Here is a 17434-nt window from a genome sequence, read left to right as displayed (position 1 = left end):
GCGCGTGCAGGAACCCCCGGCGCAGGGGGAGGTCCGGGGACTGACGCACGGGGCCGGCGGCAAAGCCCCCCTCGCGGCGGGCGGCTGGCCGCCGTCCTGCCGGCCGGGGCCCTCCCCTGTCAGGTCGCCGGCGCGGTGTCGCGGAAGGACGGGCGGCCGGAGATGCCTTCGAACCAGGCCGCCAGCGCCTCGCGGCCCTGGCGCCAGCCCAGCTCGGGGAAGCGAAGGTCCAGGTAGCCGAGGGTGCAGCCCAGCGCGATGGTGCCGATGTCCAGCCGGTCGCCGAAGCCCGGCGCCTGGCGCGCCGCCTCGTCCAGCCCGGCCGTCACCTTCGCCATCTGGCCGGCGAGCCAGCCCGCATGGCGCTGCGCCGGCTCGCGGACGGAGTTCTCGTAGCGGGCGAGCAGCGCCGCATCCGCCACCCCGTCGGCCAGCGACTGAAGAGTCAGGGCCTGCCAGCGGGCCGGCCCGGCGGCGGGGACGAGGCCCGCCCCGCCCAGCGTGTCCAGGTACTCGGCGATGACCCGGCTGTCGTAGAGGGCGGTGCCGTCATCCAGGACCAGGGTCGGGATCTTGGCCAGAGGATTGGCCACGGCGATCGCCTCGCTGCGGTCGACCGGGTGCGCGGCGGCGGAGACCAGCTCCAGCCGGTCGGCCAGGCCGCCTTCGATGGCAACGATCCGAACCTTCCGGACGAAGGGGGAGAGGGGGGAGTGGAAGAGCTTCACGCCGGGCTCCGTAAAAGGACAGGATGGCAGGATAGGGCCGATCGTGGCGCCGCGGCACTGGCCGGCGGGCAGCCCACCAAGGGAAAGCTTGCGTCCTGCGGCTGCCATGCCTACGGTGATTTCAGGAATTCCTGAAATTTCCACCCGAACGGAACCGGATTCCCGGATGGTGCGCCGCAGCGGATGCTCCCGTGAACCTCCCGCCCCTGATCCAGGCCTTCGTGCTGCATTTCGGCGAGATGGGCAGCCGCTGGGGAATCAACCGCACCGTCGGGCAGATCTATGCCCTGCTCTACGTCTCGCCCGAGCCGCTGCCGGCCGACCGGATCGTCGACTCGCTCGGCATCTCACGCTCCAACGTCTCCATGGGGCTGCGCGAGCTGCAAGCCTGGAACCTCGTGCTGCTGCGACACCGGCCCGGGGACCGGCGCGACTTCTTCACCACGCCCGAGGATGTATGGCAGATCCTGCGCACCCTCGCGGAGGAGCGGAAGAAGCGCGAGGTCGACCCGACCCTCTCCGTGCTTCGCGGCTTGTTGATGCAGAACCCCGCTAGCGAGGCCGAGCAACATGCGCAGCATCGCATGGCGGAGATGCATACGCTGATCGAGCAGCTGACCACCTGGTACGACGATGTCCGGCGGCTGGAGACCGAGCGCCTGGCGACGCTGCTTGCTCTCGGCGCCCGCGTCACGCGGCTGCTGGAGGCGACGGACAAGGTCGTCGCCCTGGGCCGCGGCCGCCGCGCCTCCCCCGCCCCGCCCGGGCCCGACTCCTCCAGCGCCGCCCTGGCCCCGGCCCTGCCCCCTGCGCCATCCCGGCCACCGGGAAGCGGATCGCGATGACCGCCCCCGCGCCCCCTCTCCCCGCCGTGCCCGCCCGGGCCGCGCGCGACACAGCCGACGGGACCGCTCGCCATGCTTGAATCCCTGCTGCCCAGCGCGCTCGACCTCGCGCGCTTCCAGTTCGCCTTCGTGGTGGTGTGGCACTTCATCTTCCCCGCCTTCACCATCGGCCTGGCCTCCTTCCTCGCGGTGCTGGAGGGGCTGTGGCTTTGGACGGGGCGGTCGGTCTACCTGGACGTCTTCCGCTACTGGCTGAAGATCTTCGCCATCGCCTTCGCCATGGGCGTCGTCTCGGGCATCGTCATGTCCTACCAGTTCGGCACCAACTGGTCGGTCTTCTCCGACAAGGCCGGGCCGGTGATCGGGCCGCTGATGGGCTATGAGGTGCTGACAGCCTTCTTCCTGGAGGCGGGCTTCCTCGGTGTGATGCTGTTCGGGCTGGGCCGCGTGGGCAAGGGGCTGCACTTCGCCGCCACGCTGCTGGTGGCCATCGGCACCTCGATCTCCGCCTTCTGGATCCTGTCGGTGAACTCCTGGATGCAGACGCCTGCGGGCTTCACCATCGACGAGCACGGGCGGTTCCTGCCGGCGGACTGGTGGGCGATCATCTTCAACCCCTCCTTCCCCTTCCGCTACGCGCACACCGTCACCGCCGCCTACCTGACCACGGCGGCGATCGTCGGCGCGGTCGGCGCCTACCACCTCCTGCGCGACTGGCAGGCGGCCCGTGCGTCCGTGCGGGCCGCCCCAGGCCCGAACGAGCGGGCGAAGGTCATGTTCTCCATGGCCATGTGGATGCTGGCGGTCGTCGCCCCGGTGCAGATGGTGCTGGGCGACCTGCACGGCAACAACACCTTCCACCACCAGCCGGCCAAGCTGGCCGCGATGGAGGGGCATTTCGAGACGCAGCGCGGCGCGCCCGCCATCCTCTTCGGCATCCCCTCGGCGGAGGAGGAGCGGGTGAAGCTGGAGATCGGCATCCCGAACCTCGCCAGCCTCTACCTCACCCACGAATGGAACGGCGAGGTGCGCGGGCTGAAGGACATCCCGCGCGACCACTGGCCCACCAACATCCCGCTGGTCTTCTTCTCCTTCCGCATCATGGTGGGGATGGGGCTGCTGATGATCGGCCTGGGGCTGGCCGGGCTGCTGCTGCGCGTGCGGGGCCGGCTCTACGACACGCCCTGGCTGCTGCGCGCGGCGATCGCCATGGGGCCGTCGGGCATCGTCGCGGTGACCGCGGGCTGGATCGTGACGGAGGCGGGGCGCCAGCCCTTCACCGTCTACGGCCACCTGCGCACCGCCGACAGCGTGGCGCCGATCGCAGCGCCCGCCGTCGCGGCCTCGCTCGCCGCCTTCGCCGTGGTCTACTTCGTCGTCTTCGGCGCGGGCATCTGGTACCTGTTCAAGCTGTTCGGCAAGACGCCCGAGCCGCACGAGGAGGGGCCGCGGACGGACAAGCCGATCCGCTCGGCGGGCATCACGCCCGCCCCCTCGGCCCAGCACGGCGCCGACACCCGGCCGCAGCCCCAGCCGGCGGAGTAAGGGACATGGCCGAGATCTTCGACGCCCACGCGGTCGCCCTGATCTGGGCGCTGCTGATCGCCACCGCCGTCTTCCTCTACGTGGTGATGGACGGCTTCGACCTGGGCATCGGCATCCTCTTCCCCGTGCTGAAGGACAAGCACGACCGCGACGTGGCGGTGAACACCGTCGCCCCCGTCTGGGACGGCAACGAGACCTGGCTGGTGCTGGGCGGCGGCGGGCTGCTGGCGGTCTTCCCGCTGGCCTATGCCACCATCCTGCCCGCGCTCTACATGCCGCTGATCCTGATGCTGCTGGCCCTCGTCTTCCGCGGCGTCTCCTTCGAGATGCGCTTCCGGGCGGAGACGCCGAAGCAGCAGCTCTGGTGGGACCGCGCCTTCTCCTGGGGCTCCTACGTCGCGGCCTTCACCCAGGGCATCGCGCTCGGCGCCTTCGTCCAGGGCATCGAGGTCCAGGGCCGCGCCTATGCCGGCGGCTGGTGGGACTGGCTGACGCCCTTCTCGCTGCTGACGGGCCTCGCGCTCGTCACCGGCTACGGCGTGCTCGGCGCCTGCTGGCTGGTGTGGAAGACGGAGGGCGGGCTGCACGAGCGGGCGCGCACCCAGGCGCGGGTGATGGGCGGCGTGCTGCTGTTCTTCGTCTTCGCCGTCTCCGTCGCCATGCCCTTCCTGCAGCCGGCCTTCCACGCGCGCTGGCTGACCTTCCCGAACCTGCTCCTCGCCGCCCCCGTGCCGATCCTGGTGATCCTGCTCGCCTGGTTCTTCTTCCGCGCGCTGGATGAGGCGGACCAGCATGGGCTCTGGGCGGATGCGAAGCCCTTCGTCCTGGCGTTGGGGCTGTTCCTGCTCTGCTACCTCGGGCTGGGCATCAGCATGTGGCCCTGGATCGTGCCGCCCTCCGTCTCGATCTGGGACGCCGCCGCGCCGCGCGACAGCCAGCTCTTCCTGCTGGTCGGCGCGGCGGTGCTGATCCCGATCATCCTGGCCTATACCGGCTACGTGTACTGGCTGTTCCGCGGCAAGGTGCGCGCGGATGCCGGGTACCACTGAACCCGGCCGGGGAAAGGCAGGCGGCATGGCACCGGCAGGCGTGGAACCGCGCGGAGGCATGTGGCGGCGGCTCGGCTGGTTCGTCCTCCTCTGGGCCTGTGGGGTGGCGGCCGTCGGCACGGTGGGGCTGCTGATCCGCGCGGTGCTGATGCCATGAGTGCGGCATCCCTGGACCGGGGGCGGCGCGCCCTGGTGGTGGGCGGCGGGATCATGGGCCTGTGCTCCGCCTGGGCCCTGGCCCGCGACGGCTGGGTGGTGGAGCTGGTCGAGCAGGACCCGATCCCCAATCCCCGCGGCAGCTCGGTGGACCGCCACCGGCTGATCCGCCACGCCTATGGCGACCAGCGTGGCTACATGCGGATGGTCGACGCGGCGCACGACGCCTGGGAGTCGGTCTTCGCCGATCTCGGCGAGCGTCCCTACCGGCCCACCGGCACCCTCGCCCTCGCCGGCCGCCATCCGCCGCCCGCGGCCACGGGCAGCACCCTCGGTAGCCCGGCGGACCATGGCGAGGCGCTGGGCTGGCTGTCCGCCACCCGCGCCGCGCTGCGCGAGGATGGCCGCCCCTTCGAGGCGCTCTCGCCGGACGCCCTCGCCCGGCGCCTCCCCTTTCTCGATGTCTCGGCGGTGGAGGAGGCGCTGTACCTTCCCACCGGGGGCGTGCTTCTGGCCGACCGCATCGTGGCCGGCTTGGCCCGGCACCTTGCCGCCCGGGGGGTGGCCCTCCGCCGCGCCCGTGTCGCCGGGGTGGAGCCCGCCGCCGCCCGCGTCGTGCTGGAGGACGGCACCGCCCTGTCCGCCGACCTGCTGGTCCTGGCCGCCGGCCCCTGGACCGCGCGGCTGCTGCCGGGCCTGGCGCCCCGCGCCGTCCCCTCCCGGCAGATCCTGGTGAACCTGGAGCCGCCTCCCGCCCTGCGGGCCGGCTGGGAGGCGGCCCCGATGCTGCTGGACCTCTCGGGCGGCTTCTACGCCGTGCCCCCGGTGGCCGGCACGCCCCTGAAGGTGGGCGACCACAGCTTCAGCCTGCAGGGCGACCCGGACGACCCGCGCGAGGCCAGCCCGGCCGAGGCGGAGGCCATCCTCGCCCTGGCCCTGCCCCGCCTGCGCGATGCCGGCGCCTACCGGATCCTCTCCGCCCGCGCCTGCTACTACGAGGTCTCGCCCGGCGAGCGCATCGCCCTGGAGCCGCTGGGTGAAGGCTGCCTCGCCCTCTGCGGCACCTCCGGCCACGGCTTCAAGTTCGGCCCCGCCCTGGGCCAGGCCGTCGCCACGGCCGCCGCGGCCGACCCGTCGCGGCGCGCGGCGATCACAGCCTGGGCGGCTGGAGAGGCCGCGTGATGCGCGTGCCGCCCGTCCTTCCAGCGCCCCGACCGCCCGCGCGCCCATCCGGCTCGACCTGCAGGCTGACCCCCGCCACCCGGTGATACGCGCGGCGTGATGCGTTGATGCCTGCCGGACTTGCACCCGTGGCCCGGGGGCAAGGCTCTGCCTCGCCCCCGATACCCCCACTCCGCCAGGACCCTGCGGGCCCTGGACCCGATGAGCGCTGCCGCGGGTCAGCCGGACACTGGGTCGAGGCGCCGAGGAGCATTGCTCCTCGGCGGGCACGGGCTCGGTGCTCGCGGACGCCCTCTGAATCTTTTCCAGGGTCCCGCCTGTCCGCGTTCCTCAGGGTTCAGCCCGCAGGCTGACGGCAGCAGCCAGCACCAAACTCCCAGCGGGGACCGGGGCCCGCTTGTGGCCCCGGCAGGGGAGGGTCTGGGAGGGGACGGCGTCCCCTCCCGGTCCGCCGCCCGAACACCACAGCACGACGGGTCAGGTCATCCCGCCACCCGTATAACCCCCGGCGGGAGGGGTCATCGGTGGAAGCGCCGGTTCCGGGCTACGGGCGGATGCCTACGCCCCGGCCAGCACCAGCAGCACGCCCAGCACCACGGTCACGGCGCCCAGCACCTCCGCGCGGGTGAAGCGTTCGCGCAGGTAGAAATGGCCCAGCATCAGGGTGAACAGTATCTCCACCTGGCCGACGCTGCGCACCAGGCCGAGGGGGGCCAGGACGAAGCCCAGGAACCAGCAGGCGGAGCCGAGGGCGGAGAGGGCGCCGATCGGGGCGGCGTTGCGCCAGCCGGTGAAGGCGCCGCGCAGCTGGTCCGGCTCCCGCCACAGCATCCAGCCGCCCTGGATGAGGGTCTGCAGCACGTTCATTGCCAACAGCACGCAGAGCGCGCGGCGGAGCGCCTCGGTCTCTGGCGGCAGGCTGGCGGCGGCCAGCTTGATGAAGACGCCGGAGAAGGCGAAGCCTAGCCCGGCGCCCAGGCCACACAGGGCCGCAGGCTGCACCGTGGCGCGCAGCAGCTCCGCCGCGCGCGGCGCCTTGCCGGCCAGCGAGAGGACCAGCGTGCCGGCCACGCTGGTCGCCACCCCGATCCAGGCGAGGGGCGAAAGCGCCTCGCGCAGCACCACGGCGCCCAGCACGGCGCCCTGCACGGCGTCGGTCTTGGCATAGGCCGTGCCGACGACGAAGTTGCGATGGCCGAAGGCCATGATCAGCAGGTTGGTGCCGGCGATCTGGGCCAGCCCGCCGCACAGCACCCAGAGCCAGAACCTCCCCTCCGGCCGCGGCAGCGGGCCGCCGAGGACGGCCATGTTGATCCCGAGCAGCAGCAGGGCGGTGGGCGCGCCATACAGGTAGCGCACCAGCCCGGCGGCGTTGACGGACATGTGGCCCCGGAGCCGCTGCTGCAACGCGGTTCGCCAGGCTTGGAACAGGGCCGCCAGCAGCGTGGCCGGCAGCCACAAAGGAGAGAGGATCATGCCCGCTGGGTTGGCCGGGCCGCCCATCCCGGTCAAGCAGGCGGCGTAACCTTCGCCGGCTCCCGCGTTCCAGTCGTGGTGCGCCGGGCCGGCGGCCCCTGCGATGGATGGAACGGGAGGAAGCAGCCTATGCCAGACGGGACCTCACGGGATTCCTTCCTCACCCAGGTCCCCGCGCGACTCGACCGGCTTCCCTGGTCGCGCTTCCACTGGCTGGTGGTGGTCGCGCTGGGCGTCACCTGGATCCTGGACGGGCTGGAGGTGACGCTGGTCGGCTCGCTGGCCGGCGCCATCCACCAGAGCCCCAGCCTGCGGCTCAGCGAGAGCCAGGTGGGGCTGACCGCCTCCGCGTACCTGCTCGGCGCGGTGCTGGGTGCGCTGCTGTTCGGCTGGCTGACCGACCGGCTGGGGCGCAAGAAGCTCTTCACCGTCACCGTGCTGGTCTACCTGCTGGCGACCATCGCCACCGGCTTCTCCTGGGATTTCTGGTCCTTCGCCTTCTTCCGCTTCCTCACCGGCGCCGGCATCGGCGGCGAGTACGCGGCGGTGAACTCCGCCATCCAGGAACTGATCCCGGCGCGGCGGCGCGGCATCACCGACCTTTCGATCAACGGCACCTTCTGGGCCGGTGCGGCGATCGGCGCGCTGGGGGCGGTGGTGCTGCTCGACCCCCGGGTGATCGACCCGGAGTTGGGCTGGCGGCTGGCCTTCGCCATCGGCGGCGCGCTCTCGGCGGTGGTGCTGTTCCTGCGACGCTGGATCCCGGAAAGCCCGCGCTGGCTGATGACGCACGGGCGCCCGGAGGAGGCCGAGGCGATCGTGAGCAGCATCGAGGCGCGGGTGGCGGCGGAGCGCGGCCCCCTGCCCCCGGTGGTCGGGCGCGGCATCCGGCTGCACCGGCGCGACGGCACCTCGATGGCCGAGGTGGCGCGCACCCTGTGGCACACCTATCCCCGGCGCACCGTGCTGGGCGTGGTGCTGATGGCCTGCCAGGCCTTCTGCTACAATGCGATCTTCTTCACCTACGCCCTGGTGCTGACGACCTTCTACGGCATCGAGAGCCACCACATCGGCTGGTTCATGCTGCCCTTCGCCCTGGGCAACCTGATGGGGCCCCTCCTCCTCGGCCACCTGTTCGACAGCATCGGCCGCAAGCCGATGATCACCGCGACCTATGCCCTCTCCGGCATCCTGATGGCCATCACCGGCTTCGCCTTCGCCCATGGTTGGCTCTCCGCGTGGGAGCAGACGGCCGCCTGGACGGTGATCTTCTTCTTCGCCTCGGCCGCCGCCTCCGCCGCCTACCTCACCGTGGGCGAGGGCTTCCCGCTGGAGATGCGCGCCATGGCCATCGCCCTGTTCTACGCCTTCGGCACGGGCGTCGGCGGCGTCATCGGCCCCGCCCTGTTCGGCGCGCTGATCGAGGGCGGCGACCGCTTCAGCATCCTGTGGGGCTACCTGATCGGCGCCGCGCTGATGCTGCTCGCGGCCTTCACCGAATGGCGCCTGGGCTTCGCCGCGGAGCGCCGGCCGCTGGAGGAGGTGGCCGCTCCCCTGTCCAGCCATGGGGAGGCCGGGAGGCCGCTGCCCCGCGACTGACGGCGCCATCCGCCAGGGAGATCCCGAACGGGCTTGCCCTCCTCCACTGAATGATATTAAGAATCGTTATCATATGTAAGGAGTGGGGGCATGCGGGCGATGCCGCCTTGGGGATGGCTCGGTCTCGAGGACTTCCACGCACCGCGGTCCATGCCACGGCTGCACGCCCTGCTCTCCTCCAGGGCCTCGCCGCGCCGCTCCTCCCGGCCCGGCCTGGCGGCCCGGCTCGCGGCGCTCTTCGCGCCACCGCCCCTGGCGCCCGCCCTGCGCCCCGTCCCGGCGCGGCGGCCCCGATGAGCGCATTGCTGCAGGTCCGCGACCTGACCGTCCGCTTCGACACCTGGGACGGCACGGTCCATGCCGTGACCGGCGTCACCTACGACCTTGCCCCCGGCGAGACGCTCGGCATCGTGGGGGAGAGCGGCAGCGGCAAGAGCGTCCATGTCCTCGCCATGCTCGGCCTGATCCCCCGTCCACCCGGCCGCATCGAGCGCGGCCAGGCCCTGTTCGAGGGCCGCGACCTGCTGACCATGCCGGAACGCGAGTTGCGCGCCCTGCGCGGCGGGAAGATCGGCATGATCTTCCAGGACCCGATGACCTCGCTGAACCCGGTGCTGACGGTCGGCTACCAGATCAGCGAGGTGCTGGTGACGCACCTGAAGCTCTCCCGCGCGGCGGCGATGAAGCGGGCGGTGGAGCTGCTGGACCTGGTCGGCATCCCCGACCCGCAGAAGCGGGTGGAGCAGTATCCGCACCAGTTCTCCGGCGGCATGCGCCAGCGCGCGATGATCGCCATCGGCATCGCCTGCGAGCCGAAGCTCCTCATCGCCGACGAGGCCACCACCGCGCTGGACGTGACGGTGCAGGCCCAGGTGCTGGACCTGATGAAGCGGCTGCGCTCGCAGCTCGGCATGGCGATGATCTGGATCACCCACGACATGGGGGTGGTGGCCGGGCTCGCCGACAACGTGCAGGTCATGTACGGCGGCCGCATCATGGAACGCGGGCCGGCGCGGGCCGTCTTCCACGACACCCGCAGCGCCTATACCTGGGGCCTGCTGCGCTCCCTGCCCGATGAGGAGGAGGAGCCCGGCGCGGGCGCGGCCGGCAGCACGAAGCGGCGCCGGCTCTACCAGATTCCCGGCCAGCCGCCCGACATGTTCCGCCCGCCGCAGGGCGACCCCTTCGCCCCCCGCAACCCCTTCGCCACCGATCGCTGCCGCACGGAGGTGCCGCCCCTGCTGCAGGCCGAAGGCGGCGTGCCGGGCCATCTGGTCGCCGCCTGGTACGACCTGCGCGCCGTTCGCGCCGAAGGAGCCCCGGCATGAACGCCATCCCTCCCGCGCCTTCCGCAACGCCGCTGCTGGAGGTGGAGAACCTCTCCCGCCACTTCCACACCACACGCGGGCTGTTCGGCCGGATCGACCACACGGTGAAGGCGGTGGACGGCATCTCCTTCACCGTGAAGCCAGGCGAGACGCTGGGCCTGGTCGGCGAATCCGGCTCGGGCAAGAGCACCACCGGGCGCCTCGTCCTGCGGCTGGACGATCCGACCGGCGGCCGCATCCGCTTCGAGGGCCAGGACATCACCCGGATGGGCAAGGGCGCGATGCGGCCGATCCGCCAGCGGCTGCAGGTGGTGTTCCAGGACCCCTATGCCTCCCTGAACCCGCGCATGCGGGTGGGGGAGAGCGTGGGCGAGCCGCTGCGCGTCCATGGCCGCGTCCGCAACGCGGAAGACCAGCGCGAGAAGGTGTCGGAGCTGTTCCGCCAGGTGGGGCTGGACCCGCGCTTCCTCGACCGCTTCCCGCACCAGTTCTCGGGCGGGCAGCGCCAGCGCATCGGCATCGCCCGCGCCATCGCGCTCCGCCCGCAGCTGATCGTGGCGGACGAGCCGATCACCGCGCTGGACGTCTCGATCCAGGCGCAGATCGTGAACCTGTTCATGGACCTGCAGGAGGAGATGGGCATGGCCTACCTGTTCATCGCCCACGACCTCGGCATGGTCCGCCACCTGTGCCACCGCGTCGCCGTCATGCTGCGCGGCCGGATCGTCGAGATGGGCAGCACCGCCCAGGTCTTCGCCGATGCACAGCACCCCTATACCCGTGCCCTGCTGTCCGCCGCCCCGATCGCCGACCCGGACCGGGAGCGCCTGAGCCAGCGCATCGCCTACGAGGCCGTCACGCCGCCCGCCGAGGCAGCACTGCGCGAGGTATCGGCCGGGCACTACGTGCTGGCCTGATACGGGCGACAGGACGACCTGACCCGTCGTACTGTCGTGTTCGGGCGTCGGACCGGGAGGGGACGCCGTCCCCTCCCAGACCCTCCCCTGCCGGGGCCACAAGCGGGCCCCGGTCCCCGCTGGGAGTCTGGTGCTTCGTGGCTGCCGTCAGCCTGCGGGCTGAACCCTGACAGCGCGCGGACAGGCGGGACCCTGGAAAAGATTCAGAGGGCGTCAGCGAGTGCTGCGGCCGTACCCGCCGAGGAGCATGGCTCCTCGGCGCTGTGACCCCGTATCAGGCTGTCCCGCGGCAGCGCCCACCGGGTCCAGGGCCCGCAGGGTCCTGGCGGAGTGGGGGTATCAGGGGCGAGGCAGAGCCTTGCCCCCGGGCCACGCGCGCACCCCGCGCCGGCACGGACCGGCGCATCACGCCGCGCGGATGAGGCCGCCAATCGCGGCGTCGGCCCCGCGGCCCTGCTTCCGGCGATCGGGGATGCCGGCCGGAACGGGGCTGCTCGCGAGGATCAGCGGGGCGGCGCGTTCTCGAGCCACAGCAGCCCGGAGGGGGAGAGCGAGACCTCCGCCGCCTCGCCCACCTCGCGCACCGGCACGCCGGCGTGGAAGGGCTGGTCCACCAGCACCTCGCCCCCCGGCACGGTGACGGCGTAGCGCACGAAGGGGCCGAGGAACTCGCGGTGGCGGAGGACGCCCGGCATGGCCACCGCGCCCGGCCCGCCGGGGCCCAGCGACGCCGCCTGGGGCCGGAAGACCAGGCGCGCGCCGGGTGGGACCGCGGTGCCGGGCGGGACCGGCACGGCGACCTCCGGCGCGATGCGGAAGGCGCGGGCGGCGCCCTCTCCCACCACCTCGCCGGCCAGCACGTTCGCCGTGCCCAGGAAGCCCGCGACGAAGAGGTTGGCCGGGCGCTGGTACAGCTCCATCGGCGTGCCGACCTGCTGCACCACCCCGTCGCTCATCACGGCGATACGGTCGCAGATGGTGTTCGCCTCCTCCTGGTCGTGGGTGACGAAGATGGTCGTCAGCCCCAGCCGTTGCTGCAATTCCCGCAGCTCCCGCCGCACCTGCACGCGCAGGCTGGCGTCGAGGTTGGACAATGGCTCGTCCAGCAGCAGCACGCGCGGCTCGATCACCAGCGTGCGGGCCAGCGCCACGCGCTGCTGCTGCCCGCCGGACAGCTGCGACGGCCGCCGCTCCGCCAGGGCGGAGAGCCCGACCAGGGCGAGCGCCGCCTCCACCCGCCGGGCGATCTCCGCGCGGGGCACGCGGCGTTCCTCCAGCCCGAAGGCGACGTTGCGGCGCACGGTCATGTGCGGCCACAGCGCATAGGACTGGAACACCATCCCCACGTCGCGCTTCCAGGGCGGCAGGGCGGAGATGTCGCGCCCGCCCACCAGCACCCGCCCGCGATCGGCGCGGTTGAACCCGGCGATGAGGCGCAGCAGCGTCGTCTTGCCGCAGCCGGAGGGGCCGAGGAAGGCGAAGAGCTCGCCCGGCTGGATCTCCAGATGGATGTCCTTCAGCACCCGGTGCGTGCCGAAGGAGAGGTCCACGCCCTCGACCCGGATTCCCGCCGGTGCGGTGGTGGTCACGGTTCCGTCCCTCATCGCTCGGTGTTCCGGCGTCGAATCCCGGGGGAGTGAACTCCCCCGAATTCCCCTCCCTCTTTCAGACGCCCGCGCGTTGCGGGGCCTGCACCGGACCCGCGGGCGGAGCCCGCGTGACACGGGCGCAGGTCTTGCCTCCTGGCGGACTCCCGAAAGAGGGAGGGGGTCTGGGGGAGGTCACTCCCCCAGGCTGCGACACCTGTCATCCGCGCACCGCCCGCTGCCCGCGTTCCACCAGCCAGTGCGACAGCAGCGTGCAGGTGGCGACCAGCACCACGGCGATCACGCCCAGCGCAGCCCCCGGCCCGCGCCCGGCGGCGGACTGCATGAACAGGTAGAGCCCGAAGGCGAGCGGCGCGTCGGATTCGCTCTGCACCAGCATCAGGGTCGCGGAGAGCTCGACGGCGGCGGTGGCGAAGGAGGTGACGAAGCCCGCCAGGATGCCGCCCGTCATCAGCGGCACGACCACGCGGCGGAGGGTGCGCCAGCGGGTGGCGCCCAGGTTCTCGGCCGCTTCCTCCAGCGAGACGGAGAGCTGCTGCAACGCCGCGACGCAGGCGCGCAGGGCGTAGGGCAGGCGGCGGATGGCCAGCGCCAGGACGATCATCACCCAGAGCGAGGCGAGCGGCCGCCCGTCCGGCAGGGTGACGTTGTAGAAGGTGCGCAGGTAGCCGATGCCCAGCACCACGCCGGGGATGGCCAGCGCCGAGGTCGCCGCCCAGTCCAGCCAGCGGCGGAAGGGCAACTGCGTGCGCAGCAGCAGGTAGGCGATGGCCACCCCCAGCACCACGTCGATGCCGCCGGCCAGCGTGGCGTAGAGCAGGGTGTTGCGGATGAAGACGCCGCTCTCGCCGAAGACGCGGGCGTAGTGCGCGAGCGTGAAGGCGTCGGGCAGCGGGCTGTAGGACCAGATCGTGGCGAAGGAGAGCAGCGCGAGGCCCAGATGCGGCGCCAGCACCAGCAGCAGGATCAGCCCCACGGTGCAGTAGGCGAGCACCAATTCCCACGGCCGCAGCCGGCGCTTTGCCAGGCCCCCGCCGCCGCGCTGCACCGTGGCGTAGTCGCGCCCGCGCATGGCCAGCGCGGAGAGCGCCATGGCCGCGACGGACGCCACGATCAGCACGATGGCGATGACGTAGCCCATCGGGTCGGCGATGCCGATCGAGGTGACGCGCAGGTAGGCCTGCGGCGCCAGCATGTCCTTCACGTTCAGCAGCAGCGGCGTCGCCAGGTCGTCGAACACCTTCACGAAGACCAGCGAGGCGCCGGCAACATAGCCCGGCATGGCGAGCGGGAAGACGATGCGCCGGAACAGCCGCATCCCGGAGGAGCCGAGGTTCTGCGCCGCCTCCTCCATCGCGCGGTCGATGTTGCGCAGGGCGGCGGAGAGGTTGATCAGGATGAAAGGGAAGTAGTGGACGGACTGCACCAGGATCACCCCGTTCAGCCCCTCCATGAAGGGGATGTTGATCCCGAGATGGTCCTCCAGCAGCAGGTTGACCGTGCCGCTGCGGCCGAACAGCAGCTGCATCGCCACCGCGCCGACGAAGGGCGGCATGATCAGCGGGATGAAGCCCAGGGTCTGCACCAGCCCGGCGCCGCGGAACTCGAAGCGCGTGGTGAGATAGGCGAGCGGCAGGGCGAAGACGGAGGCCAGCACCACGGACATGGCGGAGACATAGACGGAGTTCCAGAAGGACCGCACGAACAGGTCGGTGCGCGCGAAGTCCAGGAAGTTGACCAGGGTGAAGGCGCCCGTCCCCTTCTCGGTGAAGGCGACATAGGCGACCTGCGCCACCGGCAGCAGCAGGAACAGCCCCAGGAACAGGGCGATCAGCAGCCCGGCCAGGGCCTGCCCCGCGGTGAAGCGGGGCGCGGCCCGGGCCGGCGAACCCAGGGCCAGGCTTCCGGGGGCGAGCGACACCTCAGCGCGCCAGCCGCGCCGCCTCCTCCGCCTTGGCCTTCGCCTGGGCGTAGCGTTCGCGGCCGAAGGCAGCCCAGCGCTGCTCCACCTCCGCCTGGCGCCCGCCGGCCGCCGCCCCGCCCGCGAAGGCCGCGCGCAGCTCGGCGCCCGAGGCTTCCGCCTCGCTCACCGGCATGGCGGCGATCAGGGCGCGCGCCTCGGCCACTACCGCGCGGGCCTGGGCGTTGTCGCGCTTCGCCAGAGCCGCCTCGGCCTCCTGCACCGCCTTGGTCGCGCCCTTCAGCGCGTCGAGCTGGAAGGTGATGAGCTGGTCGAACAGCGTGTCCACCGCCGCCGTGCGCCCTTCCGAACGGTCGGCGTCGAAGGGGGGCGTGGCGGAGAGGCGCGGGTCGGTGAAGGGGTTCGGGTAGTCGGCCGGCGCCTTGGCGTAGACGGAGGGCAGCACCGGCAGGCGGCGGATGCCCGGCTCCAGCAGCACCTCCTGCCCGGCCGGCGAGAGCAGGAACTCCACGAAGGCCCGCGCCCCCGCCTGGTTCGGCGCATTGGCGACGATGCCGATATTGGCCGGCACGATGGCCGTGACGGAGGGATAGACGAAGCGCACCGGGAAGCCGGAGGCCTGGGCGGAGAAGGCGAAGAAGTCGATCACGATGCCCGCGCCGACCTGGCCGGAGTTCACCGCCTCCGGCACGCCGAAGGAGCGGTCGGAGACGGTGCGGAAATTGCCCGCCATCCGCTTGATGGTGTCCCAGCCCTTCTCCCAGCCCTCGCCCTGCAGGATCGTCTCGATCGTCAGGTGCGTCGTGCCGGAGCGCGAGGGGGCGGCGATGGCGACGTGGTCGTGGAAGGCGGGCGCGGCGAGGTCCGCCCATTCCTTCGGATCGGGCAGGCGGTTGGCGCGGGCGTAGCGCGTGTTCCACATGATGCCATAGCCCGAGGCCGCGAAGCCGCAATAGAAGCCCTGCGGGTCGTGGATCGGATAGCTGCCGACCTTCTCCGGGATGCCCGCGGCGCGCGGGCGGTACTCCTGGAGCAGCCTCTTGCCCTTCAGCACCTCGAAGGCATCGGGGGCGGAGGCCCAGAACAGGTCCGTCTGGTTGTTGCCGCGCGTCTCCTCGACGAACTTCACCCCGGCATTGGTGTTGCGGTTCTGCACCTCCAGCGTCACGCCCGGCACCGCCTTCTCGAAGGCGCGCTTGAAGGGGTCGGTGACGTCCTTGGCGAAGGAGGTGACGACCGTCACCTTGCCCGTGGGCGCCTGGGCCCGGGCACGGGACGCAAGGGCGGCGGGGGCGAGCAGCGCGGCGGCTGCGACGGTACGGCGGCGGATCATCCCTGGGCCTCCTCGGCATGGTGCGGTCCGGGGTCGCGCCCCGGTTCCCCTCCTGCCTAGCCCAGAAATTCATCCGGTGGAATCCGGGCGGGCTATCCGGCGCCGGGCCCGACGCCCTACAAGCCCGCCCGGATGGTGTGGCACGGATGACCGCCGGGGACAGGCTGCGGGACGCGATCCAGGCGCTGGAAGACGGCGCCTTCGCCACGGCGGCGCGGCTTGCCGAACCGCTCTATTACGCCGATCCCGCGCGGCTGGAGAGTCTGCTGGTGCTCGGCCTCGCCCTCTCCGGCTGCGGCCATCCCGACCTCGCGGCGGACCTGCTGGACGAGGTGGCCGCGCGACGGCCAGGGGCGCCGCACCCGGCCGGGGACGTCGTGCGCCTGCTGGACCGCGCCGGGCGCGGGGACGCGGTCGCGGCCTACTTCGCGGCCGCCCGCGCGCTGGCGCCGGAGGATGCGCGCCTGCTGGTGGCCGAAGGCGAGTGGCGGATGGAGCAGGGGCAGGCCGGCGCGGCGCGGGCCGCCCTGGAGGCGGCGCTCGCCTTGCGCCCGGACGACGGCGCGGCGGAGCTCGCCCTGTGCACGCTGATGGCGGAGGAAGGTGCGCTCGACGGCGCCATCGCGCGCCTGCGCCGGCTGCTGGAACGGACCGGGCCCCGCCCCGCGGCGCTGAACAACCTCGGCCTCGCGCTCAGCCACCAGGGGCACTTCGAGGAAGCGTTCGGGAATTTCCGGCAGGCGCTGGCGCTCGCGCCCGGGGACGACGCGATCCACCTCAACCACGGCATGGCGCTGCTGCGCGCCGGGCGGCTGGCGGAGGGCTGGCCGGAGTTCGACCGGCGCCGCGGGCTGTACGGCCCGCCGGCGCTGCCGCCCGCGCGGCTGCTGGCGCCGCTGCGGCCGGGGCAGCGGCTGGACGGCCAGGTGGTGATGGCGACGGCCGATCGCGGCTTCGGCGACATGCTGCAATTCGCCCGCTACCTGCCGCTGCTGGCGGAACGCGGCGCCCGCGTCCTGGCCTGGGTGCCGGAGGAGCTGCGGCGCCTGTTCCAGGGCATTCCGGGCGTGGCGGAGGTGCTGTCCGGCCACGTCGCCCTGCCGCGCCTGGACGCGCATTGCCCGTTCATGCGGCTGGCGCAGGTGTTCGGGACCACGCTGGAGACGATCCCCGCGGGCATCCCCTACATCACGCCCGATCCCGCCCTCGTCCCGCATCGGGCCGCCCGCCTGCCGCCGCGCGCCGCGGGGCGCCGGCGCGTCGGGCTGGTCTGGGCCGGCTCGCCCCGCAGCGCGGCGGAGCCCGGGAGGATGGACCGGCGGCGCAGCCTGCCGCTCGCCGCCCTCGCGCCGCTGGCGACGGTCCCCGGCATCGACTGGATCAGCCTGCAGAAGGGCGAGACCGCCCGCGCGCAGGCACCGCCGCCGGGGCTCGCCCTGCACGACGCGATGGCGGAGGTGCGGGACTTCGCCGACACGGCCGCCCTGCTGGCCTCGCTGGACGCGGTGGTGGCCGTGGACACCGCGATCGTCCACCTCGCCGGGGCGATGGGAAAGCCGGTGCTGATGCTCGACCGCTACGACAGTTGCTGGCGCTGGCTGACCGGGCGGGAGGACAGCCCCTGGTACCCGACGCTGCGGATCATCCGGCAGGAGCGGTTCGGCGACTGGCAGCCGGTGGTCCGACGGGCCGCCGCGATCCTCGCAGACGGGCGCTGACGCGGCGCCTTCCCCGCGGATGCGATCCGC

At 72.6% G+C, this 17434-nt stretch carries 14 protein-coding genes; 9 read left to right on the top strand and 5 right to left on the bottom strand.

What is annotated here, in order from left to right; all coding sequences use genetic code 11:
• Positions 1-119: 119 nt before the first annotated feature.
• A complete protein-coding gene (locus LPC08_RS01370; protein WP_230450945.1) occupies positions 120-728 on the bottom strand; it encodes a glutathione S-transferase in 609 nt (202 codons plus the stop codon).
• A gap of 191 nt (positions 729-919) precedes the next feature.
• On the opposite strand from LPC08_RS01370, the gene LPC08_RS01365 reads away from it, so the two are divergent.
• The 5 genes from LPC08_RS01365 to LPC08_RS01345 all read left to right on the top strand — a co-directional run bounded on the left by LPC08_RS01365 (position 920) and on the right by LPC08_RS01345 (position 5505).
• Positions 920-1573 carry a GbsR/MarR family transcriptional regulator gene (locus tag LPC08_RS01365; protein WP_230450944.1) on the top strand — a complete coding sequence of 218 codons (654 nt, stop codon included), beginning with the start codon at positions 920-922 and terminating at the stop codon, positions 1571-1573.
• A 72-nt stretch (positions 1574-1645) separates the two neighbouring features.
• Entirely contained in the window at positions 1646-3118 is a 1473-nt protein-coding gene (locus LPC08_RS01360; RefSeq protein WP_230450943.1) for a cytochrome ubiquinol oxidase subunit I, read from the top strand.
• A gap of 5 nt (positions 3119-3123) precedes the next feature.
• Positions 3124-4167 carry a cytochrome d ubiquinol oxidase subunit II gene (cydB, locus tag LPC08_RS01355; protein WP_230450942.1) on the top strand — a complete coding sequence of 348 codons (1044 nt, stop codon included), beginning with the start codon at positions 3124-3126 and terminating at the stop codon, positions 4165-4167.
• 58 nt (positions 4168-4225) lie between these two features.
• The gene (locus LPC08_RS01350; protein WP_230450941.1) at positions 4226-4324 is read left to right on the top strand and encodes a DUF2474 family protein; all 99 of its coding nucleotides are present in this window, start codon (positions 4226-4228) and stop codon (positions 4322-4324) included.
• The gene (locus tag LPC08_RS01345; RefSeq protein WP_230450940.1) at positions 4321-5505 is read left to right on the top strand and encodes an FAD-dependent oxidoreductase; all 1185 of its coding nucleotides are present in this window, start codon (positions 4321-4323) and stop codon (positions 5503-5505) included. Before LPC08_RS01350 ends, LPC08_RS01345 begins: the two co-directional genes overlap by 4 nt.
• Before the next feature lie 558 nt (positions 5506-6063).
• Here LPC08_RS01345 and LPC08_RS01340 read toward each other — a convergent pair.
• On the bottom strand, positions 6064-6981 hold the full coding sequence (locus tag LPC08_RS01340) for an EamA family transporter (protein WP_230450939.1): 918 nt from the start codon (positions 6979-6981) through the stop codon (positions 6064-6066).
• A 129-nt stretch (positions 6982-7110) separates the two neighbouring features.
• On the opposite strand from LPC08_RS01340, the gene LPC08_RS01335 reads away from it, so the two are divergent.
• From LPC08_RS01335 to LPC08_RS01325, 3 genes are all read left to right on the top strand, one after another.
• Positions 7111-8580, top strand: a complete 1470-nt coding sequence (locus tag LPC08_RS01335) for an MFS transporter (RefSeq protein ID WP_230450938.1) — start codon at positions 7111-7113, stop codon at positions 8578-8580.
• Positions 8581-8873: 293 nt separating this feature from the next.
• Positions 8874-9908, top strand: a complete 1035-nt coding sequence (locus tag LPC08_RS01330) for an ABC transporter ATP-binding protein (RefSeq protein WP_230450937.1) — start codon at positions 8874-8876, stop codon at positions 9906-9908.
• Positions 9905-10825 (top strand): ABC transporter ATP-binding protein, encoded by a 921-nt coding sequence (locus tag LPC08_RS01325; RefSeq protein ID WP_230450936.1) that lies wholly within the window; start codon positions 9905-9907, stop codon positions 10823-10825. Before LPC08_RS01330 ends, LPC08_RS01325 begins: the two co-directional genes overlap by 4 nt.
• A gap of 503 nt (positions 10826-11328) precedes the next feature.
• Here LPC08_RS01325 and LPC08_RS01320 read toward each other — a convergent pair.
• From LPC08_RS01320 to LPC08_RS01310, 3 genes are all read right to left on the bottom strand, one after another.
• A complete protein-coding gene (locus LPC08_RS01320) occupies positions 11329-12429 on the bottom strand; it encodes an ABC transporter ATP-binding protein (protein WP_230450935.1) in 1101 nt (366 codons plus the stop codon).
• Positions 12430-12631: 202 nt separating this feature from the next.
• The gene (locus LPC08_RS01315; protein WP_230450934.1) at positions 12632-14353 is read right to left on the bottom strand and encodes an ABC transporter permease; all 1722 of its coding nucleotides are present in this window, start codon (positions 14351-14353) and stop codon (positions 12632-12634) included.
• 1 nt (position 14354) lies between these two features.
• Positions 14355-15686, bottom strand: coding sequence for an ABC transporter substrate-binding protein (locus LPC08_RS01310; protein ID WP_230450933.1), 1332 nt, complete (start codon positions 15684-15686; stop codon positions 14355-14357).
• Positions 15687-15832: 146 nt separating this feature from the next.
• Between LPC08_RS01310 and LPC08_RS01305 the strand changes: the two genes are divergently transcribed.
• Positions 15833-17404 (top strand): tetratricopeptide repeat protein, encoded by a 1572-nt coding sequence (locus LPC08_RS01305; protein ID WP_230450932.1) that lies wholly within the window; start codon positions 15833-15835, stop codon positions 17402-17404.
• The last annotated feature ends 30 nt before the right edge of the window (positions 17405-17434 follow it).

This window comes from Roseomonas sp. OT10, from assembly GCF_020991085.1.
GTDB lineage: Bacteria > Pseudomonadota > Alphaproteobacteria > Acetobacterales > Acetobacteraceae > Roseomonas > Roseomonas cutis.
This window is presented reverse-complemented; position numbering and strand designations above follow the sequence as displayed.